Consider the following 25274-nt stretch of genomic DNA (forward strand, 5'->3'; position numbering starts at 1 on the left):
CCGTGTCGAGCAGTGGCTCGTCGATGCCGTCGTCGGTGCGGCGCAGGTAGTACTTGCCCTTGGTGACGATCGCCATCAGCGGGGTGAGGGCGAAGGCGATGACGGCCGCGGCGACGGGGGAGTACGGCTGGAGGGTGTCGCCGAGGGCGTGGAAGTACATGGCGATGGAGAGGCCGGAGGCGGCGATGAAGGCGACGACGCCGACCGGGTTGACGGCGTAGAGCATGCCGCGGCGGAACTCGGGCTGGAGCGGGGAGAGCTTCAGCAGGTACTTGTTGATGCCGATGTCGGTGGCGACGGTGACGATCCAGGCGATGGCGCAGTTCGAGTAGAAGCCCAGGATGTTGTTGAGGAAGCTGAACATGTCGGCTTCCATCAGGGCGAGTGCGAAGCCCAGGTTGACCAGGACGAAGACCATGCGGCCGGGGTAGTGCCTGGTGACGCGGGTGAAGGAGTTGGTCCAGGCGAGGGAGCCGGAGTACGCGTTCGTCACGTTGATCTTGATCTGGCTGATCACGACGAGGGCGACGGCCAGCGGGAGGACCAGCCAGGACGGCATCATCGCGTCGAAGGCGCCCTTGAACTGCTGGATCGGCTCGGGCGCGACGTCCGGGCCGACCTTGGCGAGGATGTAGACGGCGAGGAAGACGCCGATGGCCTGCTTCAGTGCGCCGAGCATGACCCAGCCGGGTCCGGCCATGATCACCGCGGTCCACCAAGTGCGCTTGTTCGCCTCGGTCTTGGGCGGCATGAAGCGCAGGTAGTCGATCTGCTCGCCGATCTGCGCGATGAGGGACAGGCACACGCCGGCGCCGAGGAGCACGGAGGCGGTGTTGACGCCGCCGTCGCCGTCGGTGCCCGCGTAGTTCAGGAAGCGGTCGACCGTGCCGGGGTCGTTGGAGATGAGGTAGACGAGCGGGGCGATCATCAGCAGCAGCCAGACCGGGGTGGTCCACACCTGGAGCTTGCTGAGCGCCTTCATGCCGTAGATCACCAGCGGGATCACCATCAGCGTGGAGACCAGGTAGCCCAGCCAGAGGGGGAGTCCGAGGCCCAGTTTGAGGCCCTGGGCCATGATCGAGCCTTCGAGGGCGAAGAAGATGAAGGTGAAGCTGGCGAAGATGACGCTGGTCAGCACCGAGCCGTAGTAGCCGAAGCCGGCGCCGCGGGTGATCAGGTCCAGGTCGATGTTGAAGCGGGCGCCGTAGTAGGCGAGGGGGAAGCCGGTGATGAAGATGACGACGGCGGCCACGGCGATCGCCACGAGTGCGTTGCCGGTGCCGTGGGCCAGTCCGATGCCGGCGCCGATGGAGAAGTCGGCCATGTAGGCGATGCCGCCGAGGGCGGTGGTGGCGACGACCATGGGGGTCCAGCGGCGGTAACTGCGGGGCGCGAAGCGGAGGGTGTAGTCCTCCAGGGTCTCCTTGGTCGCCTGGCTCCGGCCGGTCGGGGAGTGTGGCCCGGTGGTCGTCTGCGGTGGCTCTGTGGTGCTCATGGTCAACCCTTCGGAGGTGCGGTGGTGCTGGGGCTTGGGGAGGGAGGTGACCTGTTGTGCCCCGGCGGCAGGTGGGGATCAGGCACGGGAGGCGGTCGGTGGTCGGCCGGTGGGGACAGCTGTCGGCTCGGCGTCGTCGTGCGGGGAGTGCACGCCCTCGTGCACGGCAGCGCACTCGATCCGGGTTCCGTTCATGCGGACGGCCACGGTCACCGGCGCGTCCGCACGGGGCCGTACGGCGGCCAGGACCTCCGCGAGAGGAGTGAGCAGCTCACGGCGCACGGCACGCTTCAGGGCCCGCGCGCCGAACATCTCGTCGTGGCCGACGCTCGCCAGATGCTCGATGACGTCGTGGGTGACATGGGCGCGCACCGAGCGTTCCCGCAGCCGGTCGACGACGACCCGGACCTCGCGCCCGGCGATCTCGACGGCCGTGCGGGCGTCGATACCGGCGAACACGACGATCTCGTCGAACCTGTTGAGGAACTCGGGATCGAAGAAGTCCCGCAGCGCCGCCGCGAGGATGTCTTCCTCCGCGCCGCCTCCGGCCCGCGTCGGCGGATGGACGAGCAGGCTCGCGAGCTCACTCGCCCCCGGTCCGGGAACCGGGCGTCGTGACCACCACCGTCGGCCCCCGCCCCTGCGGTGCGCGGCGATCGTCCGTGCGCCCAGGTTCGAGGTCATGACGACGACGCAGTTGCGGAAGTCGATCGTGCGGGTTCCGTTCGAGAGGGTGAAACGGCCGTTGTCGAGGACATGGAGGAGGGTGCGCACCACCGTGGGGTGTGCCTTCTCGATCTCGTCGAAGAGGACGATCCCCGGCCTGTCGCCGTCCGACTCGATGAGCTCGCGGACCAGGACGGTGAGCCCTTCCTTGCTGCCGGCGTATCCGGGCGGTGCTCCGGCGAGCGACGCCGCGTAGTGCTCCTGCGCCAACGCGCTCATGTCGATGCGGCAGAAGTCCTCCGGACCCGAGCGCACCACGTCCGCGAGCGCGCGCACGAGCTGGGTCTTGCCCACCCCGGTCGGGCCGACGAACAGCAGGCCGGCGAGGGGACGGTCCGGGTCCTGGAGACCCGACCGCCCGATCGTGACCGCTCGGACGACTGCCTCGACCGCGTGATCCTGGCCGATCACCCGGGCTCTCAGCCGCTCCCTGAGCACGGCGGCTTCGAAATGCATCACCTGTACCTCGGCGTTCCGACCGCGGGACCTACGCTTCCAGTTCCTTCTCGGTCGGCAGGTCGTAGACCGGGCAGTCGGCCACACCGATCGTGTCGCGGGTGAACGCCTCCACCTGCTCCTGTGCCTTCTTCGCGTCGTTGACCCAGGTCTTGTAGAAGTCGAAGGGGCAGTCGGCGACGCCCTTGTCGCCCTCGCCGGCGTTCCAGATGCCCGTGTAGCCGCGGTGCAGGAGCTTGAACAGGTGGTTCTGCGCCTGGTCGTTCCGGCGGGCGTCGCGGATCTCGGGGACGGAGAACTGGGCGTACTGGATGCCGTACTCCTCCGTACCGCACTCGCCGAGCGTGCGGCCGTCGAAGCCGATGACCGCGGAGTGGCCGAAGTACGTGTAGACGCCGTCGAAACCGGTCCCGTTCGCGACCGCGACATAGCAGTTGTTGGCCCAGGCCATCGCCTTGGCCATGAGGACCTGCTGGTCCTTCGCCGGGTACATGTAGCCCTGGCAGCGCACGATGAGCTCGGCGCCCTTCATGGCACAGTCCCGCCAGATCTCCGGGTAGTTGCCGTCGTCGCACACGATGAGCGACACCTTCAGGCCCTTCGGCCCATCGCTCACGTAGGTCTGGGAACCCGGGTACCACCCCTCGACGGGGTTCCAGGGCAGCACCTTGCGGTACTTCTGCACGATCTCGCCCTGGTCGTCGATGAGCACGAGCGTGTTGTACGGCGGCTTGTCCGGGTGCGCCTCGTGGCGCTCGCCCGTCAGCGAGAACACGCCCCAGGTCTTCGCCTTCCGGCACGCTTCCGCGAAGATCTCCGTCTCGGGACCGGGCACGGTCGTCGCGGTCGCGAGCATCTCCTCCTTGTCGTACATGATCCCCATCGTCGAGTACTCGGGGAAGACGACGAGGTCCATGCCGGGCAGGCCCTGCTTCATCCCGACGACCATGTCGGCGATCTTCCTCGCGTTCTCCAGGACCTCGTCCGACGTGTGCAGCCGGGGAATCTTGTAGTTCACCACCGCGACACCGACGGTGTCGGGGCTGGACGTGATGTCTCCATGGCGCATGGGGGACCTCCCTCTGGAGCGGGATGTCGGTGACGACTCCTCGACACCCCGATTACTTCCAAAAGAAAATATTTCCATGGGAAGGAACTGTCAAGGGCGGGGCTGAGGGCGACGGACACGCCTTCCGCAGGAGTCAGAAGCGGTGCAGCACGTCGAACTGCAGGTCGTCGACGGTCGCCAGGAACACCCGTTGCTCCAGGTGCTGGTTCCGCAGCCGCACCGGACCGCGCGGGCTGTCGTAGGCCAGACCGTCCGCCACCGCGAGGATCCGTCGGATGTCGGTGCTGCCGGCCCGGTTGAACAGTTCGACCAGCAGCCGCACTCCCTCGTAGCAGGATTCGCCCATGCTGTTGAGGACCGGGGCCAGCACTCCGAACCGGCGGTGATAGCGGGCGCTGAAGTCGAGGCTGTCCGCGGTGGTGAGCGTCTCGAAGAAGCCCGCCGCCGAGAACAATTTCCTTGTGGCGGCCGCGCCGCTGCCCAGCACCATGTTCTCGTCCATCAGCGGGGAGAACCGTATGCACGTCTCGTCCAGGCCGGCGTCGGCGAACGCTCGGTTGAAGGCGACCGCGTCCGCGCCCACGAGCAGCATCAGCACCCCCTGCGGGGCACTCGCCACGAGGCGCCGAAGTGCGTCGTCGTACTTCTCTGTCCCGAGCAGCACGAAGTCTTCGGTGTCGACCTTCCCGCCGAGGCGGTCCAGATAGCGGCGCGCGCTCGCCGCGGTGCGCCGCGGCCACACATAGTCGTTCCCGACGATCGCCCAGCGGCGCACACCTAGTTCCTGCGCGAACCAGGAGAAGGCCGGGCGCAGTTGACGTCCGGGCGTCTCTCCCGCCAGGAAGACGCAGGGAGACCGTTCGCCGCCCTCGTACAACGAGGTGTATACGTACGGCACCCGCTGGGCGATGCGGGGGATCACCGCCTGCCGGACGCTGGAGAGGTGCCATCCGGTCACGGCGTCCACCAGCCCGGCCGTTATCAGCAGGTCGACTTCGTCGGCCACGGCTTGCGGCGGCGCTCCGCCGTCGACCACCACGAACTCGATCGGGCGGCCGAGCACCCCGTCGGCGGCGACCTCCTCGGCGGCCAGCTGGGCGCAGAACTCGCAGGACGGACCGAAGATCCCGGCCGAGCCCTGTAGGGGCACCACCAGGGCGATGCGAATCGGGTCGGGATCTCCTCGGCGCCGGTCGGCGGCGGTAAGGATCATGAGCGGCCTTTCGCTCCCGGCGATCTCCGCCACGGGTCAGCGGGACGGCCCCCTCGCGTTCGAGGGCAACGCTACTATGGCAAGTGTTTCCGGCAGAAAAATTTTCAGAAGAAACAGATTCAGAGGGGGGCGAATGGCAACACCGCAGACGCCCGAACCGGTCATCGGTCTCGCCGGAGACCTGGCGTGGCTCCTGGCGGCGGTCGAGCGCAAGGTCTCCGCGCGGCTCACGACCGTTCTGCAGTCGGCGGGCAGCAGCATCGAGCAGTGGCGGGTCCTGTCGGTCCTCGCGGACAACCAGGGGCACACCATGACGGAGCTCGCGGAGTGCGCCCTGTTGCCGGCGCCGACCCTGACGAAGGTGGTCGACCGCATGGCCGCCGCCAACCTCGTCCATCGCAGGGTCGACGAGGAGGACCGACGGCGTGTGCTCGCCCTGCTCACCCCTCGCGGCCGGACGGTGCACGAGTCCCTGAAGGCGGCGATGGAGCAGGAGGAGTCCGGGCTCTTCACTCTCCTCGGCCAGGACACGGAAGAACTCCGGTTCCTGCTGACCCGCGCCAACCGCCGGCTGACCTGAGCGTGGCACTGCCGGGGGCTCCCGGGGTGGTCGAGATCAGGTAGGTGCCGCCATGACCAGCCACCCCGGCGTCAACGCCCGCCTCATCGAGACGGCCACCAGGGTCATCGGCTGACCTGCCGCCCGTCGATCCCGGCCCGTGTCACTGCGGGGCGGATCTCGTCGTCCGTCCTGCGCAGGCTCCCCGGGCTTCGCCGTGTGCGTCGATCGCACCGGGCTGTAAAATCCGGTCATACCGGACAGGTGTGGGCAGCGTCAGCGCACGTAATTCGATGACCGGCGTCGTGACAGCGAAGGACACCACCATGGACCGCTCGGATTCCGAAGGACGTCCCGGTGACGACTTGGGGCGCGGAGCGCCGGGGGGCGCGGCGCGAGGCCGTGGACCCAATCGCCCCGGTGACATCTCCCAGGAGGACGACACGGCACCCTCGGCGGGGTGGGGCGCGGCGCGCAGTGTGACACGGGTCCTCGCCAAGACCCGCGAGCCGGTCAGCGGGCCGCTGGCGATCGTGCGGATGAACCATGAGAACGGCGGCTTCGACTGCCCGGGGTGCGCGTGGCCCGACGACCGCAAGGGCCTGCACCTGGACATCTGCGAGAACGGGATCAAGCACGTCACCTGGGAGATGACCCGCAAGAAGGCCGGCCGGGAGTTCTTCGCCGCGCACACGGTCACCGAACTGGCGGACTGGTCGGACTACGCGCTGGAGGACCAGGGCCGGCTCACCGGGCCGATGGTGTACGACGAGGCCACCGACAAGTACGTCCCGATCTCCTGGCCGGACGCGTTCGCGCTGGTCGGGCGGACGCTGCGCGACCTGGACAGCCCGGACCAGGCCGCCTTCTACACCTCCGGCCGACTCAACAACGAGGCGACGTTCCTCTACCAGCTGTGGGTGCGCGAGTTCGGCACCAACAACCTGCCGGACTGCTCCAACATGTGCCACGAGGCTTCCGGCCGTGCCCTGCAGGCCGCGCTGGGCACCGGCAAGGGCACGTGCGACATCGCCGACTGGGACGCGGCCGACCTGCTGTTCGTCATGGGCGTGAACGCGGCGTCCAACGCCCCGCGCATGCTCACCACGCTCGCCAAGGCACACCGGCGCGGCGCCCAGATCGTCCACGTGAACCCGCTCGTCGAGGCGGGCGCGCGCCGGACCATCGTGCCGCACGAGTTCGCCGCGATGGCCGCCTTCCGCTCCACCGAGACCGGCGACCAGAACGTACAGGTCCGCATCGGCGGTGACCTCGCCCTGCTGCGCGGGGTCGCCAAGGCGGTGTTCGAGCGGGCCGAGGAAAACCCGGCGGTGCTCGACGTCGGCTTCATCGAACGGCACACCTCGGGCTTCGCGTCGTACCGCGACCTGGTGCGCGTCACCGACTGGGCCGAGCTGGTGCGGCAGTCCGGGGTGAGCGAGCGGCAGATCCGCGAGGTCGCCGACCGCTACATGGCAGCCGACCGCACCGTCATCTCCTGGTGCCTGGGCGTCACCCAGCAGGACCACGGGGTGGACACCGTCCGCGAGATCGTGAACCTGCTGATGCTGCGCGGCAACCTCGGCCGCGAAGTAGCCGGACCCTCGCCGGTGCGCGGCCACAGCAACGTCCAGGGCAATCGCACCTGCGGTATTGACCATCGCCCCGCGCCCGAGTTCCTCGCCGCGCTGGACGAGGTGTGCGGGATCTCCGCGCCCCGTGCGCACGGGCTGGACACCGTCGGCACCATCAAGGCGATGCGTGACGGCCGGGTGAAGGTGTTCGTCGCGATGGGCGGCAACTTCGCCCTCGCCGCCCCCGACACCGACGCGACCACGGCCGCGCTCCGCACCACCGAAATGACCGTGCAGGTGAGCACCAAACTCAACCGCAGCCATCTCGTCCACGGCCGCAAGGCGCTCATCCTTCCGTGCCTCGGACGCACAGAGAAGGACACCCGGGCGATGGGGGAGCAGGGCGTGAGCGTCGAGGACGCGATGAGCGAGGTGCACCTCTCCTTCGGCATGCGCAAGCCGCCCGCCGAGACCCTCAGGTCCGAGTGCGCGATCGTGGCCGGGATGGCACGGGCGACACTGCCCGACTCGGCAACACCGTGGGAGTGGTACGTCGAGGACTACGACCGGATCCGCGACACCATGGCCCAAGTCCTCCCGGGATTCGAGGACTTCAACCGCCGGGTGCGCGAACCGCTCGGCTTCCGCATCGTCCAGCCCGCCCGCGAGCGCGAGTTCCACACCGCCTCCGGCCGCGCCGAGTTCCACCCGGGCGAACTCCCCGACGTGACCCCGCCCCAGGGCATGCTCGTCCTCTCCACGATGCGCTCGCACGACCAGTGGAACACCACCGTGTACTCCGACGACGACCGCTACCGCGGGGTCAAGAACCTGCGCACCCTGCTCTTCATGAACCCCAAGGACATGGCCGACCGGGGCCTGGCCGAGTTCGACCTGATCGACATCACGAGCCACGCACGCGACGGCAGCACCCGGTCGGTCTACGGCTACCGCGTCATCGCCTACGACATCCCGCCCGCCAGTGTCGCGGGCTACATGCCCGAACTGAACATCCTCTGCGGGCTCGACGACTACAGCAGGCAGAGCGACCAGCCCCTGATGAAACACCAACTCGTCACCGTCACCCCGTCACGGGACGGGCGAACACTATGAACGCAATGGTCGACGGGTAGTCCCCACCAGCGGCGGTTCCTAACATCACGGTTCGCAGGGCAACTTTGCACAGCGAATTCATAGGAGCCGCTCCCGTGACGACACTTGACGCGCCCGAACCGGTACGCCGGAGACCCCCGGCCCCTCGCCACCGACGGGCAGTACTGGCCGCCGGCGTGGCCGCCGCACTCCTCGGCACGCTCGGCAACGCCCCCGCGCCCCGGGCACAGGCCGAGCGGCCCGCGGTGACCGCCTGCCCGCCCAACCTGCTGGGGAAGGCGACGTGTTACACCGGCCAGGACACCAACGGGGCGTACTACGCGATGGCCGTTCCGACCCGCTGGAACGGATCCCTCGTCGTGCACGCACACGGCGGACCCGACCTCGGCGACTCCTCCGACCCGGCACGCAGCACCGACGACCTGAACCGGTGGGCGGTGATGGTCGACGAGGGCTACGCCTGGGCCGGCTCGTCCTACCGCCGCGGTGGCTACGGCACCCGGATGGCCGCCGCCGACACCGAGAACGTACGCAAGCTGTTCGTCTCGGAGTTCGGCAAGCCGAAGCGGACCTATGTGCACGGCCAGTCCTGGGGCGGCGACGTGGCCGCCAAGGTCGCGGAGACCTACGGCCGACACCCCGGCGCCTACGACGGCGCACTGCTCACGAGCGGCGTCCTCGGCGGCGGTTCACGCGGCTACGACTACCGCGTCGACCTGCGCGTGGTCTACCAGTACTACTGCCACAACCACCCCCGCCCGACCGAGCCGCAGTACCCGCTGTGGCAGGGCCTGCGCGCGGACTCCGCCATGACGAGCGCCGGGCTCCGCGCCCGCCTCCAGGAGTGCACCGGATTCTCCTCCGCCCCCGCGGACCGGACCGCGCTCCAGCAGCGCAACCTCGACGACATCCTCGCGGTCACCCGCATCCCGGAGCGCGCTCTCGAATCACACCTGCGGTTCGCCACCTTCACGTTCCGGGACATCGTGTCGACCCGCCTCGGCGGCCGCAATCCCTTCAGCAACAGGGGTGTCCGGTACTCGGGTTCACACGACGACAAGGCACTCAACGCGGGCGTCGAACGCTTCTCGGCCGACCCCACCGCACGCCGTGACCTCTCCTACGACAGCGACCTGACCGGCAAGGTCTCCATCCCGGTCCTCACGATGCACGCGATCGACGACCCGACGGCCTTCGTCGAGCACGAGGCGGCCTATCGAGCCACTCTCCAGGGCGCAGGCAGGGGCGGCAACCTAGTCCAGACCTTCACGAAGGAGACCGAGCACAGCGCGCTGAGCGACTCCGAGTACGCCAACTCCATTGCGGCGCTGGACACTTGGGTCCGTCACGGCCGCAAGCCGACCGCGCGCTCGGTCGCGGCGTCGTGCGCGGCCTTCGACCGGAAGTACGGCAGCGGGTGCTTCTACGACCCGGCCTTCCACCCCGCGCCGTACGCCTCCCGGATCCGGCCCCGGCCGGGCGGGCTCGCCTGGCCGGCCATGAACGCCGCGCAGGAGCGGGCGTGGAGCCGGATCGACGGCGTGGGGATCGCTCCCTGAACCCCGGTGCACAAGGAGTTCCCGGGCCGGTCCTGTCGGGCCGGCCCGGAAGGGCTCACTGGACGTAGGTGTAGTGCGGGCTGTCGTACTGAGGCCCGTTCTTCTCGTAGGTGAACCAGTAGGTCAGGGTGGAACCGGTGGCGAGCGTGACGTTCTGTGTCCAGGTGCCGCCGCTGTTGGTCATCCGGAAGTTCTGCTGGCCGGCGCCGTTGATCAGGTAGTGCACATCGACGTACGCCGCGGGTGTGGTCGGGACGAACGTGATCTGCGCCTGACTGGCGCTCACGTGGGTCACCCCGGCGGTGTAGTCCGGCGTCGTCGTGCTCCCGCCGGTGGTTCCGCCCGTCGTACTGCCTGTGGTGCCGCCGGTCGTCGTGCCGCCGGTGGTGCTCCCGCTCGGGCTCTGCTGGTAGACGGCGAACCAGTCGACGCTCATGGCGGCACCCGATGTGATGCTGCCCGCCTGTGCGGCCGAACTGCAGCCGCAGACCTTGTCGGGGTAGGAACCGGCGATCGCCAGGTCGAAGATGGCCATGAATCCGTGGTCGACGGCCGCCTGCCATGTGGCGACCGACACCTGGTTCTCATTGACCGTGAAGGTCAGGTTGCCGTCGAGGTAGAAGCGGAGCTGCTCCGCGGCGGTGTTCGTGCGGTCGATGATCGCGGAGTACGTGTGGTAGCCGGTCTGGCAGCCCGCGCACGGCTGAAGATTGCTGGTGATGCCGTCGGGGTCGTGGCACTCGCCCGCCCACACGCCGCAGTGGAAGGTGGTGGAGTGCTGGCTCAGCGCGTTGACGTCCTCCATGATGTCGAACTCGCCGATGCTCGGCCAGTTCGTCGCGCCGACCGGACGGGCCGCGCCGCCCATCGCCCAGAACGCGGGCCAATAGCCCAGTCCACTGGCCGGGTTGGGCTGGAGGATCGACGCGCTCATCTGGAGCTGGCCGCCGGCCGGGGCGGCGAAGTCGGTGCGCTGGGTCTCGATGCGTCCCGAGGTCCAGTGGCCGGACCCGTCGCGGAGCGCCTTGATGACCAGGTGTCCCTGTCCGTCCTGGTAGACGTTGTTGGTGGAGTCGGTGGCCGATTCGATCTCGCCCGTTCCCCAGTTGGCGGCACCTCCGGCGTAACCGGTGCCCAGGTCGTACAGCCAGTCGGTCCGGTTCAGCGCGCTGCCGGACGCGCCGTTGAAGTCGTCCGAGAAGAGGGTGGTCCAGCCGGTCGGAGCGCCCGGTACGGCCGCCGAGGCGCTGCCGCCGCTACCGATCAGGCCTGCGAGCGCGCCGATGAGCAGCACCAGAGCGCTGCCCAGAACGAGGGGAACGGTTCTCTGTCTGCCGGCGGACGCACCGGCGGGCGGTGGGGAGGTTGTCATCGTGGTGGTTCTCCCTGTCAGGCATGCGGGATGGGAGTGCTGCAGGGGCCTGCCTCCTGGTGGGGCTGGGGGAGCAGGTCGTCTCCGTCGTCTGGCGGCATGGTCTGCTGACGTCTTTGAGAGCGCTCTCAGAGTGATCATGGGTCCGCGTTCTCTCGTCGTCCTCCTCTGCGTCGGCGCCGCCGCACTGTGGAGCCCGGTGCGCGCGGCTGAACACGGACGATCCGCCATGTCGTGTGGGACGAGCCCGAGTTGGCTGCTCACCGGGCGGAATCGCCGTTTCAATGCAGGAGTGTCCGGCGCGGCTCTCCATGCGTCAATGGCTTCAACGTGATCGGTTGGGGAGCAGGTCTCCTGGCGACGCCCTATGGAGCTCCGAAAAAGGTCCGAACCAAGTTCCGCCGGGCTGTGGAGCGCTCTCCGGCGATCTGTCGAGCGCGGTGCCATCCCGTTGAGCTGCGGTTCTGTGACGGCGGCGGCAGACTGGAGGTGCTGTCGTCCCGCCGACGGCCTTTGACGCCGTTCGCGGACCTCACGCGGCGGCTTCAGGAGTCGAAGGCAACCGCTCGCACGCGTTGCCGGGAGAACGGGCGGGGGCAGGCAAGACCCGGTGGCTGCATGTCCCTAATCTTTACCCCATGTTTTCAGCCCTATCGAGCGGCGGGCCGCTCATTTGGTTAACCTGAGGCAGACGGACAGCGACAAGGGGTCCCACCCACACCCATGGTCCGTCCCGGGACAAGCCGGTCACAACGGCCTGCTCTCACACGAGTAACCGGCGCCACCGCGTCCGAACTGCCTATAACCCACGCCCGAGCGGGCTCAGGTACCGGACCGGAGACGGCCGGTGTGCCCCGAGGGTGACCCGACACATAAGGAGTGCGCGGTGACACCGGAGAAGACGAATCGCGAGCAACGCCCCAAGGAACACACGGAGCGTGCGGGCCGCAGGTCCGACGAGCTCGGCAGCCTGGCCGTGTGGGCACGGTCCGCCCCCATCCGTCTCGCGGGCTACGAGGACGACCTCGCCGAGCCCCACATCCTGCCCAGCGTGGACTGACCCCCACGGGACCCAGCGCGATCGCCGACAGCATGGGCGTGCGAAAATCACGCCCATGCTGATCAGAGAAGCCGCGGCCGACGACTGGCCGCGGATCTGGCCTTTCTGGCACCGGATCGTCGCCGCGGGCGACACCTACACCTGGGCCCGGGACACCTCCGAGGACGCGGCCCGGGCCCTGTGGACGAACCCGCCGAAGCGCGTGTACGTCGCCGAGGACGAGACCGGGACCGTCGTCGGCTCGGCCTTCGTCACCCCGAACTACGGCGGCCCCGCCGACCGCATCGCCAACGCCGGCTTCATGGTCGACCCCGACCACGGCGGCCGCGGCATCGGCCGCGCCCTCGCCGAACACATCCTCACCACCGCCCGCGAGCAGGGCTTCCGGGGCATGGTCTTCAACGCCGTCGTCGAGACCAACCCCGCCGTCAAGCTCTGGCTCTCCCTCGGCTTCACGATCCTGGGCACGGTGCCGGACGCCTTCGACCATCCCCGGGACGGACGCGTGGGCCTGCACGTCATGCACCGCGCTCTTTAGCCGAGCGGCGCCGTCCGCACCCACGGGCGCAGCTTCTCCAACTCCTCCGCGAGCTCCAGCAGCGCCGCCTCCGAACCCGGCCGCCCCACCAGCTGTACGGCGCAGGGCGCACCCGAGGGCAGGGTGCCGAACGGGACCGACATGGCGGGCCAGCCGGTGAGGTTCCAAGGGGGCGTCATCGGCGAGTAGTTGGTGTTCACCAGCACATTCCGCAGCCAGCCCCGCTCGTGCCACGGCCCGGCCTTGGGGGAGCGGCGGGCCAGCGCCGCCGTCAGCAGGATGTCGTACTCGGCGAAGAACGGCGTGAGCCGCTCCCGCAGCCGCTCCCGGCCCTTTCCGGTGCGGACGCTCTTCACGAACCGACGCCCGATCGCCGCGTGCACCCGGGTCCGCCGCGTCAGCTTCCGCGGGTCGAGCCCCGCCGCGTCCACCGACGTGCCCGCCGTCCAGTGGGCCAGTGAGGTGTTGCTCAGGGACAGCGGATACGGCGGATCGGCGCGCTGCACGGTGTGCCCCGCCCTGTTCAGCAGTCCGGCCGCCTCCCGGACGGCGGTCGTATACGGCTTGCTGATGGCCACTCCGGCGAGCGGGCTGCGCACGGAGACGGAGATCTTCCGGGTGGTGGGTTCGGCGGGGCGTACGACCTCGATGTCCGCGATGACCGAAAACAGCAGCCGGGCGTCCTCGACGGTCGTCGCGAGGGGGCCGTTCTCGGACATTCCGAACCAGTCGCCGTTGCCGATGCCGGCCGGGACCACCCCGAACCCCGGTTTGATGGTGACCAGACCGCAGTTGGCCGCCGGGATGCGCAGCGAGCCCATGCCGTCGTTGCCGAGGGCGATCGGGACCATGCCGGCGGCTACGGCAGCCGCACTCCCGCCCGATGAACCGCCCGCCGTGCGGGTCGTGTCCCAGGGGTTGCGGGAGGTGCCGTGGACGCCCTCGGTCGTACCGAAGATGCACAACTCGGGCACATTCGTCAGCCCGACGACCACCGCGCCCGCCGCCCGCAACCGGGCCACGGTGACATGGTCGTGGTCGGCGGGCGTGTCCGGGGTCGCGGCGGAGCCGACCCGGTTGGACTCGCCGGTCACCGGGAGGTTGTCCTTCACGGCCACCGGCACGCCCGCCAGGGGCAGTTCGGCCAGATCGGCCCGCGCGGCCACCTCGTCGGCCTCCGCGAGGGCGGCCTCCGCCCGCACCACCCGGAACGCCCCGACCCGCCCGTCGAGCCGCTCGATCCGGGCGAGATGCTCAGCCACCACCTCGCGGGGCGTGACCCGCTTCTCGCGTACGGCGGCGGCGATTTCGGCGGCGGTACGGCCGACCCAGCTGGTCACGGGCACGCTCCTTCGAACTACTCGCGAGTACGTACGGAGAACTGTGCCTCGGCCGAGGCGGCGCGTCGAGGGGCGGCGAGTCCTCGACAGCCGGGCGCGGCCGGTCTTGGACATTCGGGCCCGTCTTCTTGGACTTTTCGCGGGGCGGTACCGGGGCGGTGTCGCCTGACCTGCTGGTCATCCGATCAATGGCCCAACTTGACCGTTCCCGGGGCCCATTGACAGCCCCTGGGTGCAGTCCAATCATCAGTCGTCCGATCAATCGCGACCGGTGGAGTGGCATGGCTGAGCGCAGGAAGAGACGGTTCCGGTTCATCGGTTTCGCGGCGGTGTTCGCACTGCTTGTGGTCCCCGCAGTGCCGGCGGTCGCGGTCCAGCAGGAGCGGGCGGTGCCGGTGACCGTGCCCGCGCTCTCCAACTGGACTCCTGAACGCGGGAGTTACGACTTCGGGGCCGGGACCCGACTCGTGGCCGACAGCAGGAGCGAACGCGAGGTCGCCGAGACTCTCGCCGACGACCTCAAGGCGGCCGGTCACGGAACAGTGCCTGTCGTACGGGGCGGTGCCGCCCGGTCCGGCGACATCGTGATCGAAGTCCGGCCGGGCAAGCGCTCGTTGGGTGCGGAAGGCTATGAACTCCAGGCGGGCGAACGGCTGTCGGTGACCGGCGCGACCGAGACCGGCGCCTTCTACGGCACGCGGACCCTTCTCCAACTCCTCACCCAGAGTGACCACATCCCCGCCGGACGCACGGTCGACGTACCGCGCTACAAGGAACGCGGGGTCGGCGTCTGCGCCTGCTACGTCCACATCTCCCTGCCCTGGCTGGAGAACCTGGTGCGCGAGATGGCGTACCACAAGCTCAACCAACTGCTCCTCGAACTCAAGGTGAAGAGCGCCGCGCACCCCGAGGCGAACACCTGGGGCTACTACACCCAGGACGAGATGCGGCGTCTCGTCGCCCTCGGCGACAAGTACCACGTCGAGATCATCCCCGAGATCAACTCCCCGGGCCACATGGACCCGTGGATAGAGAACCGCCCCGACCTCCAGCTCACCGACAGCGACGGCAACAAGCAACCCGCCCGCCTCGACGTCACCCAGCAGGCCGCGTTCGACTACTACACCAGCCTCATGGACGAGTACGCGCAGGTCTTCACCGCGACGTCCTGGCACATGGGCGCCGACGAGTACATGCTCGGCTCCGACTACTCCAAGTACCCGCAGATGCTGCGCTACGCCCAGGAGAAGTACGGCGCGAACGCCACCCCGCAGGACGCCTACATCGACTTCATCAACCGCGTCCAGGCCTACGCCGCGAGCAAGGGCAAGAAGCTGCGCATCTGGAACGACGGACTCACCGGCGCCAACACCGTGCCGGTCGCGGCGGGCACGACGGTCGAGCACTGGCTGAACGTCACCGAGAAACCGAGCCAACTCATCGCCCAGGGCTACCCGTTGATGAACGCGGCCTACTCCCTCTACCTCGTCCGGGGCGGCTTCCACAGCGACACCGAGTCGCTGTACGACCAGAGTTGGGACCCGCGCAGCTTCGAGGGCGAGAAGCTCACCTCCAGCGACGGCATCACCGGCGCGAAGATCAGCCTCTGGCCCGACAACGGCCGCGGCGAGACCGAGAACGAGGTCGCCGCCGACACCGAGCCCGCGCTACGGCACCTCGCCCAGGCGACCTGGGGCGACCCGCATCCCGACGCCACGTACGCCCAATTCACCGCGCGAGGCACGGCAGTTGGGCATGCGCCCGGGTGGCGGGACCTGACACGGGTGCCGGTGACGGACGGGACGTACACCTTCCGGACGGCGGGCGCGACTTCCGCTTCCGCCACCACTTCCGCCTCCTTCGACGCCGAGGTGCAGCGCACTCCGGACGGCTACGCGACGCTGCGGACCGCCGATGGCTGCCTGGAGATACAGGGCGGCAAGCTCACCCTCAACGTGCCGCTCCAGCCGGGAGTCACGGCGACCCCGCAGCCCTGCGATGCCACGAACACCATGCAGCGCTGGGAGTTGGCGCCCGCGGCGGGCGGCTACCGGCTCGTGAACGCGATCACGCAGATGGCGCTGAGCGTCGCGGACGACGGCCGGCTCGTGCAGTACCCGCCGGACCAACACCAGCCCGCCACCTGGTACTTGACCGCCCACTGAGCAACCAGAGGAGTCCCACCCATGGCCCTCTCCAGACGTCTCTTCGTCCTCTCGGCCACCGCACTCGCCGCGACCGCCACCACCGCCACGGCATCCGCCCTCGCGGCGCCTCCGCCCCCGTCCGACTCCCGCTCCCGCATCCCCGTAAGCCCCGACGACACCGAGGCCGAGCTGGTCCGCAAGGCCTCCCAAGTCCGGCCCACCGCACGGCAGGTGGCCTGGCAGAAGCTGGAGCGGACGGCGTTCCTGCACTTCGGCGTGAACACCTTCACCGGCCTGGAGTGGGGGACCGGTGACGAGGACCCGAACGTGTTCCAGCCGACCGGTCTCGATACCGACCAGTGGGCCCGCGCCCTGCGCGACGGCGGCTTCAAGCTCGCCATCCTCACCGTCAAGCACCACGACGGCTTCGTCCTCTACCCCTCCCGCTACACCAACCACACGGTGGGGTACAGCAGTTGGCGTGCGGGGGAGGGTGACGTCCTGCGCTCCTTCGCCGACTCCATGCGGCGGTACGACCTCAAGGTCGGCGTCTATCTCTCGCCCGCCGACGAGAACCAGTACCTCCACGGCGTCTACGCCAACGGCAGCTCCCGCACCACGCGGACCGTCCCGACGCTCGTCGACGGCGACGACCGCACCCCGGACGCCTTCTACACACTGGACGCCACCGACTACGGCGCCCACATGCTCAACACCCTCTACGAAGTACTGACCGAGCACGGGCCGATCGACGAGGTCTGGTTCGACGGCGCCCAGGGCCGCATCCCGCCGGGCCACGTCGAGGACTACGACTGGGACAGCTGGTACACGCTGGTCAGATCCCTTGCCCCGGACGCGGCGATCGCCGTGACCGGACCGGACGTGCGGTGGGTCGGCAACGAGGGCGGCACCGCGCGGGAGGACGAGTGGAGCGTCCTGCCGGTGAAGGAGGAGCAGTACGGGCGTACGGACTGGGCGTTGTCGTACGACACCCCCGACGAAGGCAGCCGCAGCGCGCTCGTCTCGGCGCAGCCCAACACCGACTACCTGCAGTGGTGGCCCGCCGAATGCGATGTGTCGATCCACGACGGCTGGTTCTACCATCCGGACCAAGTCCCCAAGAGCGTCGACGAGTTGATCGACATCTACTTCGGCTCGGTCGGCCGCAACGCGGTCCTGCTGCTCAACGTACCACCGGACACGGACGGCCTGCTGGCAGCCCCGGACGTGGCACGCCTGCGGGAGTTCCGCGAGCGTGTGGACCGGGAGCTGCCCGAGGACCTGGCGCGCGGGGCCCGGACCGCCGTATCGCCGGGACGGGTCACCGTCGACCTCGGCACCGAACAGGCCGTCGACCGCGTCCGGTTGGCGGAGGACATAGGGCGCTACGGCCAGCAGGTCGAGGCTTTCGTGATCGAGGCGTACGTCGACGGGGCCTGGACGGAGCTGACCCGTGCCGGAACGATCGGCGCGAGCCGCATCCTGCTGTTGGCCGCGCCTGTACGCGCCCGGCGGTGGCGGATCAGGGTGACGGCAGCCCGGGACGCCGTACGGATCGCGGAGTTTGGGCTGTACCGGTCGCGGGTCTGAGCGGCCGGGGGCCGCCCGGCCTCACATCTCGTTGAGCAACTTCTCCAGGAAGGCCACCGACTCGGGGGCCGGTGAGGCCACCATGCTCAGCCGGTCCATGACGGCGAGATAGCGGTCGACCTCTTCGGGCTTGTCCAAGTAGAGGGCGCTGGTGAGCTGTTCGAGATAGACGATGTCCGGCAGGTCCGGCACCGGGAAGCGCAGCACGGTGATCGGACCGCCGGCGGCGGCGTGGCCGCCCACGTGGAACGGCAGCACCTGGAGCGTGACGTTCGGCAGGGCGGCCGTCTCGATGAGGTGCCGCAGCTGCCCGCGCATCACGTCCGACCCGCCGAGCGGACGGCGCAGCGCGGCCTCGTCCACCACGACCCACAGCTTCGGGGCTCCGGGCCTGGTGAGCAACTCCTGGCGGGTCATGCGCAGTTCGACGCGGCGCCGGATCGCGTCCGGGGTGTCGACGGGACGGCCGAGCCGGATGACTGCCTCGGCGTACGCGGCCGTCTGCAACAGGCCCGGGATGAACTGGACTTCGTAGGTGCGGATGAGGGAGGTGGCCTCTTCCAGACCCAGGTGCTGCTCGAACCAGGTCGGGAAGGCGTCGCCGTACGCGCGCCACCAGCCGGGTTCGTTGGCACGGCGGGCCGAGTCCAGGAACTCCTGGCGTGCGTCCGGCTCTTGGAGGCCGTAGAGGGTCAACAGGTCGGCTACGTCACGCTCTTTGAAGCCGACGCGGCCCAGCTCCATACGGCAGAGCTTGGCGTCCGAGGCGCGTATCGCCGAAGCGGCCGTGTCCCGGGTGATGTTGAGGGACTCGCGCAGGCGGCGCAGGCGGGTGCCCAGCATGATGCGCTGGACCGTCGGACCGCCGCGCTGAAGGCTCAGCACGTCCGAACCCGAGGGAGCGTATTCCGGTTGAGCTGCAGTCATGTTCATCCCCTCGGCGGTCGCGCCGATACCGTCCGCAAGTTTTCGGGACTCAAAAGAGGATCGTAGCACCGAGGTTCCGGATAACTGCAGGGAGTGAAGGAGCCGGAAGGTGCCGGCCTGTGTTCCGGCGCCTTCCGGCCGATCCGCGGGTTTGCCTGACCTCAGCGGCCGGGGAGTAGGCCGTCGAAGTCGCCGTCCTTCACACCGCGGACGAACGCGGAGATCTCGGCGCTGGTGTAGACGAGCGCCGGACCTTCGGGGTGGCGCGAGTTGCGTACGGCGACCTGACCGTCGGAGAGTGCGGCCAACTCGACGCAGTTTCCCTCAGGGTTGCTGTGGTGACTCTTGCGCCACTGCGCGTCGCTCAGCAGGGTCGCCGACATGCCGTTCGCGTGCACTATGTGAGGCCTCATCGCTCCCCCGGAAGATCGAATGCAATTGCAGCTTCAATTGCACCCATTGGTGATGTGGAGGACGATAGCCCTCGGCGGGACCGCTCGCAAGATCGTCTGCAATTGCAGCGGTAATTGCCGATGCGCTTGCGTTTGCAGGGGTAGGCGGAGGACGATACTCCGGACGGGGGTAGTGCGCGCAGTTGTTCTCTCTTCCCAGGGGTCTCAGGGGTCGCGATGTCCGCAGAGCAAGACGTACGGCCGGTCGACACCCTGCGCGTCGAGGGGACTTGGCAGTGGCTGTGCCGGGCCGTCGACGAGGTGGGCCGGCCCGAACGCGGTCAGACCGTCACCCTGTTCCCCGCCGCCGGGGACGGGCGCGACCCCGCTCTCTGTTCCGTCCTGGTCGTACCGCCGATGCCTCAATCGGCCCATGTGGCACGGGACTTCACCCGGGCGGCGCTGGCCGACCGGGCCGACGACGAACTCGTCGACGACATGGCGGTCACCGTGTCGGAACTGGTGAGCAACGCGTTGCGCTACGGCCGGGCGCCCAACTCCCTTGCGGAGCCCCAGCCTTCACTGTGGCTGGCGGTGTGGGACCGGCTGCCGTACGCGGTGTGCGCGGTCACCGACGACAGCGAGCGCATACCCGTGGAGGGGCACCCCGACGAGTTCGCGGAGTCCGGGCGCGGCCTGCAGGTGGTGTCCGCGCTGAGCGAGTCGTGGGGCTGGAATCTGCGGGCGGCCGGCGGGAAGACGGTCTGGGCGCTGTTCCGGCTCTGACACGAGTCACGTGAGCGCCTTCGGTGAGAGACGCAGGGAAGAAGCGAGAGGCGCAGGGAAAAGTAGAGGGACACCGGTAACTCCGGTGCCCCTCTCCCGTGTTGGTGCTCAGGCCTTGTGGCCGATACCGCAGATCGCGTCCACGTCGGACGGGTCGCGGCCCACGTCGACCGGCTCCGGGTGCCACTGCGAGGTGGGCACGATGCCGGGCTCGATGACCTCCAGGCTCTTGAAGTAGGCCGCGATCCGCTCCGGGCCGCGCAGGTGGTACGAGCTGGCGGAGTTGGCGTTGTACACCGAAATCGCTTGGTTCAGCGCCGCGTTGGTGTCGGTGCCGTCGCTCAGCGCCAGGTAGCTGCCCGGCGGCAGGGCGTCCAGGAAGCGGCCCACGACGGCCTCGGGCTCGTCCGAGTCCGGGATCTGGCCCAGGATGCCCAGCATCGTCAGCGCGATCGGCTTGCTGAAGTCCAGCGTCTGCGCGGCGACTTCGAGGATGCCCTCGGGGTCGCGCACATCGGCGTCGAGGTAGGCGCAGGCGCCTTCCGGGGTGCTGGTGAGCAGCGCCTGGGCGTGCACCAGCACCAGCGGGTCGTTGTCGACGTACACGATGCGGCTCTCGGGCGCGATGCGCTGCGCGACCTCGTGCGTGTTGTCGACGGTGGGCAGGCCGGTCCCGATGTCGAGGAACTGGCGGATGCCCGCCTCCTCGGTGAGATAGCGCACCGCCCTTACCAGGAAGCGGCGTTGGAGGCGGGCGAGCAGGGCGATGTCCGGGAACATCTGGACGATCATCTCGCCGGCCTCGCGGTCGGCGGCGTAGTTGTCCTTGCCGCCCAGGAGGAAGTTCCACACACGGGCGGAGTGCGGCCGGTCGAGCTGAAGCCGGTCGGCCAGCGGGTCTTCGGAGGTCATGGGCAAAGCCTCACACGAAGTACCCGGCGGTGTCCGGCGATTCGGACTCGAAACGGGGGACACGCCCCCTTTCAGGCCCGTGCCGGTCCCGTGCTGTCCCGTTCGATCAGCCGCGGCACCGGCACCCGCACGGTGCGCGCCGGGCCGCCGTCCAGCAGCGCGGTCAACTCCCGGGCCGCCGTACGGCCGAACTCCACGCTGTCCCGGGACAGCGCCGACAACCATGGCCGGACCATGCGGCACAGCGCGGAGTCCTCCCAGGCGACCACCGACACGTCCGCCGGTACGGAGAAGCCGAGTTCGGTCGCTGCGGCCACCCCGGCGACGGCCATCACGTCGTTGTCGTAGATCAACGCCGTTGGGGGAGCGGGGACTTCGAGGACCCGGCGGGTGACGGCGGCGCCCGCCGCGTCCGAGTAGTCGGTGGTCACCGAGCGCACCTCGGTCAGCCCGCGCCGTGCGGCCTCGGCGCGCAGGGCGCGGATGCGGCGCTCGGTGTGCGCGAGGCCGGGCAGGCCGGCGATGTGCACGATGCGCCGGTGGCCGCGCGCGTACAACTCGTCGACCACCGAAGCCATTGCGCCCGCGTCGTCGGCCCACACCGTCGACAGGCCGGGGTGGCGTTCGTCGGGTGCGCCGCCGATCACCACGGCGGGCAGGCCCAGTTCGTCGAGGAGGTCGGGCCGCGGGTCGGCGGTGCGCGGGTCGGCCACCAGGACGCCGTCCACGCGGTGTTCGGCCCACCAGCGCCGGTACACCGCGCACTCGTCGTCGACGTCCTGGGCCATCTGGAAGAGCAGACCGAGATGGCGCTCGGCCAGCACCTCCTGGATACCCGACACGAGTTGGAGGAAGAACGAGTCGACGCCGAGGGTGTCCGCGGGCCGGGCGAGAACGAAACCGACCGTCGCCGCACCCTCCCCGGACAGCGCCCGCGCCGCCGTACTGGGCCGCCAGCCCAGCTGCTCCGCGACCCGGCGCACCCGGTCGCGGGTGACCTCGGAGACGCCGGGCCGGCCGTTGAGCGCGAAGGAGACCGCGCTCTCGGACACGCCGGCGCGCTGCGCGATGTCCTTCATCGTCGGCCGACGCGCGGGCGACCGCTTGCCTGACAAGCCTGCACTCCATTCCACCGGTGCCGCGCACTAATGCGCTTGAGTCAGCACACCCTAAAGCGCATTAGTGATCCACCGCAAGAATGCGAACACACCTCGCTGACCAGTGCAGTTGGTCAGAACCGGCCAACTAATGAATTTAGCTGAGCGGAATCCATTGACGGGCCCCGTGAACAGCGTGCAAGGTCTGCCCCGGCACGATTGGCCAACCCCCACTGCAAAGGAGCCACCCTCCGTGCGCATCTCCCGCAGAGTCTTCGCCGCAGCTGCCGCCGCCGTCGTCCTCATGCCGCTGAGCGCCTGCGGCTCCGGGGGAGACGACGGCGGATCGACCGACGCCTCGGGCAAGGTCGAGGGCGACATCACCTTCCAGACCTGGAACCTCCGCGCCAACTTCAAGTCGTACTTCGAGGGCGTGATCTCCGGTTTCGAGAAGAAGTACCCCGGCACCCATGTGAAGTGGATCGACCAGCCCGCCGAGGGCTACGCCGACAAGATCAGCGCGGACGCCGCCGGCGGCACCCTGCCCGACGTCGTCAACGTCTCCCCGGACCTGGTCGCCCCGCTCGCCAAGGCGGGCCTCGCGCTCGACCTCGACAAGTCGGCCGCGAAGTACAAGAGCGAGTACCTGCCCGGAGCTTGGGCCAGCCACCAGATACCGGGCATGACCGGCACCTACGCCTTCCCCTGGTACCTCAACACCGGCCCGCTCTTCTACAACAAGTCCCTCTTCAAGCAGGCCGGACTCAACGCCGACCAGCCGCCGAAGACGTACGACGAACTCTTCGCCCAGGCCCTCCAGTTGGCGAAGAAGACCGACGGCAAGGTCGCCACCCTCGCCAACGTCCCCACCGTCGAGGACTTCGGCCGCTACGGCGTCCAGCTCATGAACAAGGCGGGCACCGCCTTCGCCTTCAACGACGCGAAGGGCATCGAACTCCTCACCAAGTACAAGGAGTTGTACGACGCCAAGGCCCTCGACCCGCAGGCGCTCACCGCCACCCCCGAGTCGTCCGGCAAGAAGTTCCTCACCGGCGCCGTCGCCATGAACCCCGGCAGCGCGCTGGACCTCGACAACTTCAAGAAGCAGGCGCCCACCCTGTACAAGAACATCGGCATCACCGACCAGATCACCAGCACCGGGCACGTCAACATGTACGTGATGGGCGTGATGGTCAACTCCAAGACCAAGCACACGGCCGCCTCGGTGGCCTTCGCGCACTACGTCACCGACGCCCAGCAGCAGATGTCCTTCGCGAAGAAGGTCGCCATCTTCCCGAGCACCGCCGGCTCCCTCGACGACCCGTACTTCACCAAGGAGGACGGCACCGACGAGACACGCGTGCGGATCGCCGCCGCCAAGTCCCTGAAGAACGCGGTGAATTACACGCCGGTGCTGTTCAGCGAGCAGATGAAGACCGCGCTGCGCAACGAGGTCGCCAAGGCGCTCCAAGGCAAGGAGAGCCCCAAGTCGGCTCTCGACAACGCTGTCAAGCAGTGCGACACGCTCCTCCAGCAGCAGGGATAGTCCGAGATGGCCCTCTCCACCGTCTCCCGGGTGCGGCGCCAACTGCCCACCAGCCCCTGGCTGTTCGCCGCCCCCGGGCTGCTGATCACCGGCGCCTTCATCCTCTACCCGTTCGGCTCCACGCTGGTCAACGCCTTCACCGACCGGCGCACCCTGATACCGGGCCACTTCGTCGGCTTCGCCAACTTCCGCGAGCTGTGGCACGACGAGATGTTCTGGACCGGCCTGCGCAACAGCACGCTGTACATCGTCGGGGTGGTCCCCGCACTCGTCGTACTCCCGTTGCTGCTCGCCCTGTTGGTCCAGAAGAACATCCCCGGCATCACCTTCTTCCGGTCCGCCTTCTACACCCCGGTCGTCGCGTCGATCGTCGTCGTCGGACTGATCTGGGTGTGGCTGCTGGACGAACGCGGCCTGGTCAACTCGCTGTTGGAGACGATCGGCGTCGGCCGGATCGGCTTCCTCAGCGACCAGTGGCTGCTTCTGTTCAGCGCCATGGCCGTCACGGTCTGGAAGGGCCTCGGCTACTACATGATCATTTATCTGGCCGCGCTCGCCGGCGTGCCGCGTGAGTTGCACGAGGCCGCCTCGGTCGACGGCGCGGGCGCGGTACGGCGCTTCTTCACGGTGACCGTGCCCGCCGTCCGCTCCACGATGGTCCTCGTCGGCGCGCTGTCCTCGGTCGCCGCCTTCAAGGTGTTCTCCGAGGTGTACCTGATGGCGGGCCCGAGCGGTGGACCGGCCGGTGAGGACACCACCCTCGTGATGCTCGTCCAGCGCACCGGTACCGGCCTGACGGGGCGGGTCGGTTACGCCTCCGCCCTCTCCGTGGTGGTCTTCGTCGTCACCGTCATGCTGATGCTGCTCGTGCTGCGGGCCGACCGGAAGGAGGACTCTTGAGCGTCATCGAGCGCACAAGGCCCGTCCAGGAGACGGCAGTTCGCGAACCCCGCATCACCGACCAGCACGGCCGCCGTATCCGCGTCTGGGAACTCGTCCTGCGCTACGCGCTGTTGCTCATCGTCCTCGCCATCACCGTCGGCCCCTTCGTGTGGCAGCTGTCCACCTCGCTCAAGGGCCCGACCGAGGACATCTACAGCTCGCCGCCGACCTTCCTGCCCGAACACCCCACCCTGCACAACTACAAGCGGGTCGCCGACACCATCCCCGTCTGGGACTACGCGTTCAACTCGCTGAAGGTCGCCTCCGCCAACGTCGTGACGAACTGCGTCGGTTCGGCCCTCGCGGGGTACGCGCTGGCCCGGCTGCGCTACCGGGGTCGCCGCGTGGCCACCCTCGTCTTCATCCTCGCGATGCTCGTGCCGGTGGAGGGCATCATCATCGCCCAGTTCACCACCATGCGGGAGTTGGGCCTCAACAACACCCTGATCGGGGTGGTCCTCCCGGGCTGCATCGGTGCGATGAACGTCCTCCTGATGCGCAACGCCTTCCTCAACCTGCCGTACGAGATCGAGGAGGCGGCCTACGTCGACGGCGCCAACGTGTGGCAGCGGTTCCTGCGGATCGCGCTGCCGTCCGTGAAGGGGACCCTCGCCGTCGTCGCGATCTTCGCCTTCATGGGTGCCTGGGACGACTTCCTGTGGCCGCTCATCGTGCTCAGCGATCCGTCCAAGTTCACGCTCACCATCGGCCTCAACTATCTGCACGGCACCTTCGCCAACGACGAACGCCTGGTGGCCGCCGGTACGGTCATCGCCGTGGCACCACTGATCGCCCTCTTCGCCTGCCTCCAGCGGTACTTCTTCCGGGGCGTCGGCGAAGGAGCGGTCAAGGGCTGAGGCC

The 25274-nt window shown here is 68.9% G+C and carries 21 protein-coding genes; 11 read left to right on the top strand and 10 right to left on the bottom strand.

Annotated features, from left to right (window positions below; genetic code table 11):
• From SPR02S_RS55690 to SPR02S_RS13735, 4 genes are all read right to left on the bottom strand, one after another.
• The coding region (locus tag SPR02S_RS55690; protein WP_019057541.1) for a purine-cytosine permease family protein at positions 1-1495 on the bottom strand (1495 nt) is incomplete at its 3' end.
• A gap of 78 nt (positions 1496-1573) precedes the next feature.
• On the bottom strand, positions 1574-2677 hold the full coding sequence (locus tag SPR02S_RS55695) for an AAA family ATPase (protein WP_019057542.1): 1104 nt from the start codon (positions 2675-2677) through the stop codon (positions 1574-1576).
• A 31-nt stretch (positions 2678-2708) separates the two neighbouring features.
• Positions 2709-3746 (bottom strand): aliphatic amidase, encoded by a 1038-nt coding sequence (locus tag SPR02S_RS13730; RefSeq protein ID WP_019057543.1) that lies wholly within the window; start codon positions 3744-3746, stop codon positions 2709-2711.
• Positions 3747-3879: 133 nt separating this feature from the next.
• Positions 3880-4959 (bottom strand): substrate-binding domain-containing protein, encoded by a 1080-nt coding sequence (locus SPR02S_RS13735; protein ID WP_019057544.1) that lies wholly within the window; start codon positions 4957-4959, stop codon positions 3880-3882.
• 133 nt (positions 4960-5092) lie between these two features.
• Between SPR02S_RS13735 and SPR02S_RS55700 the strand changes: the two genes are divergently transcribed.
• From SPR02S_RS55700 to SPR02S_RS13750, 3 genes are all read left to right on the top strand, one after another.
• Positions 5093-5539 (top strand): MarR family winged helix-turn-helix transcriptional regulator, encoded by a 447-nt coding sequence (locus tag SPR02S_RS55700; RefSeq protein WP_019057545.1) that lies wholly within the window; start codon positions 5093-5095, stop codon positions 5537-5539.
• Between the two features lie 305 nt (positions 5540-5844).
• On the top strand, positions 5845-8205 hold the full coding sequence (locus tag SPR02S_RS13745; protein WP_106436955.1) for an FdhF/YdeP family oxidoreductase: 2361 nt from the start codon (positions 5845-5847) through the stop codon (positions 8203-8205).
• 95 nt (positions 8206-8300) lie between these two features.
• Complete coding sequence (locus SPR02S_RS13750) at positions 8301-9764, top strand: alpha/beta hydrolase family protein (RefSeq protein WP_026150511.1); 1464 nt, start codon at positions 8301-8303, stop codon at positions 9762-9764.
• A gap of 55 nt (positions 9765-9819) precedes the next feature.
• Here the strand turns inward: SPR02S_RS13750 and SPR02S_RS13755 are convergent, their stop codons facing one another.
• Positions 9820-11136: a glycoside hydrolase family 16 protein gene (locus SPR02S_RS13755; RefSeq protein WP_026150512.1), complete on the bottom strand. Its 1317-nt coding sequence runs from the start codon at positions 11134-11136 to the stop codon at positions 9820-9822.
• Positions 11137-12022: 886 nt separating this feature from the next.
• Here SPR02S_RS13755 and SPR02S_RS63970 point away from each other — a divergent pair.
• Positions 12023-12196, top strand: coding sequence for a hypothetical protein (locus SPR02S_RS63970; RefSeq protein WP_019057549.1), 174 nt, complete (start codon positions 12023-12025; stop codon positions 12194-12196).
• A 55-nt stretch (positions 12197-12251) separates the two neighbouring features.
• Entirely contained in the window at positions 12252-12734 is a 483-nt protein-coding gene (locus SPR02S_RS13765) for a GNAT family N-acetyltransferase (RefSeq protein ID WP_019057550.1), read from the top strand.
• Here SPR02S_RS13765 and SPR02S_RS13770 read toward each other — a convergent pair.
• A complete protein-coding gene (locus tag SPR02S_RS13770; protein WP_019057551.1) occupies positions 12731-14074 on the bottom strand; it encodes an amidase in 1344 nt (447 codons plus the stop codon). The genes SPR02S_RS13765 and SPR02S_RS13770 overlap by 4 nt on opposite strands.
• A gap of 281 nt (positions 14075-14355) precedes the next feature.
• Here SPR02S_RS13770 and SPR02S_RS13775 point away from each other — a divergent pair, with 281 nt between their 5' ends.
• Together SPR02S_RS13775 and SPR02S_RS13780 are read left to right on the top strand one after the other, a co-directional pair.
• On the top strand, positions 14356-16239 hold the full coding sequence (locus SPR02S_RS13775) for a glycoside hydrolase family 20 protein (RefSeq protein WP_019057552.1): 1884 nt from the start codon (positions 14356-14358) through the stop codon (positions 16237-16239).
• Between the two features lie 21 nt (positions 16240-16260).
• Positions 16261-17811: an alpha-L-fucosidase gene (locus SPR02S_RS13780; protein ID WP_019057553.1), complete on the top strand. Its 1551-nt coding sequence runs from the start codon at positions 16261-16263 to the stop codon at positions 17809-17811.
• A 21-nt stretch (positions 17812-17832) separates the two neighbouring features.
• Here the strand turns inward: SPR02S_RS13780 and SPR02S_RS13785 are convergent, their stop codons facing one another.
• Positions 17833-18738: a Sco1979 family transcriptional regulator gene (locus SPR02S_RS13785; protein ID WP_026150513.1), complete on the bottom strand. Its 906-nt coding sequence runs from the start codon at positions 18736-18738 to the stop codon at positions 17833-17835.
• 161 nt (positions 18739-18899) lie between these two features.
• A complete protein-coding gene (locus SPR02S_RS13790) occupies positions 18900-19151 on the bottom strand; it encodes a DUF397 domain-containing protein (RefSeq protein ID WP_043258266.1) in 252 nt (83 codons plus the stop codon).
• Between the two features lie 216 nt (positions 19152-19367).
• Between SPR02S_RS13790 and SPR02S_RS13795 the strand changes: the two genes are divergently transcribed.
• Positions 19368-19916 carry an ATP-binding protein gene (locus tag SPR02S_RS13795; RefSeq protein ID WP_019057556.1) on the top strand — a complete coding sequence of 183 codons (549 nt, stop codon included), beginning with the start codon at positions 19368-19370 and terminating at the stop codon, positions 19914-19916.
• Between the two features lie 108 nt (positions 19917-20024).
• On the opposite strand, the gene SPR02S_RS13800 is transcribed toward SPR02S_RS13795, so the two are convergent.
• Complete coding sequence (locus SPR02S_RS13800) at positions 20025-20828, bottom strand: SAM-dependent methyltransferase (RefSeq protein ID WP_019057557.1); 804 nt, start codon at positions 20826-20828, stop codon at positions 20025-20027.
• A 71-nt stretch (positions 20829-20899) separates the two neighbouring features.
• Positions 20900-21907 (bottom strand): LacI family DNA-binding transcriptional regulator, encoded by a 1008-nt coding sequence (locus tag SPR02S_RS13805; RefSeq protein WP_019057558.1) that lies wholly within the window; start codon positions 21905-21907, stop codon positions 20900-20902.
• Positions 21908-22178: 271 nt separating this feature from the next.
• Between SPR02S_RS13805 and SPR02S_RS13810 the strand changes: the two genes are divergently transcribed.
• The 3 genes from SPR02S_RS13810 to SPR02S_RS13820 are packed head-to-tail and all read left to right on the top strand — an operon-like array spanning position 22179 to position 25270.
• Positions 22179-23471 carry an ABC transporter substrate-binding protein gene (locus SPR02S_RS13810; protein ID WP_019057559.1) on the top strand — a complete coding sequence of 431 codons (1293 nt, stop codon included), beginning with the start codon at positions 22179-22181 and terminating at the stop codon, positions 23469-23471.
• A 6-nt stretch (positions 23472-23477) separates the two neighbouring features.
• A complete protein-coding gene (locus tag SPR02S_RS13815) occupies positions 23478-24371 on the top strand; it encodes a carbohydrate ABC transporter permease (RefSeq protein WP_019057560.1) in 894 nt (297 codons plus the stop codon).
• Positions 24368-25270 carry a carbohydrate ABC transporter permease gene (locus SPR02S_RS13820; protein ID WP_019057561.1) on the top strand — a complete coding sequence of 301 codons (903 nt, stop codon included), beginning with the start codon at positions 24368-24370 and terminating at the stop codon, positions 25268-25270. Before SPR02S_RS13815 ends, SPR02S_RS13820 begins: the two co-directional genes overlap by 4 nt.
• Positions 25271-25274 lie beyond the last annotated feature (4 nt).

The organism is Streptomyces prunicolor NBRC 13075 (assembly GCF_000367365.1).
Taxonomy (GTDB): domain Bacteria; phylum Actinomycetota; class Actinomycetes; order Streptomycetales; family Streptomycetaceae; genus Streptomyces; species Streptomyces prunicolor.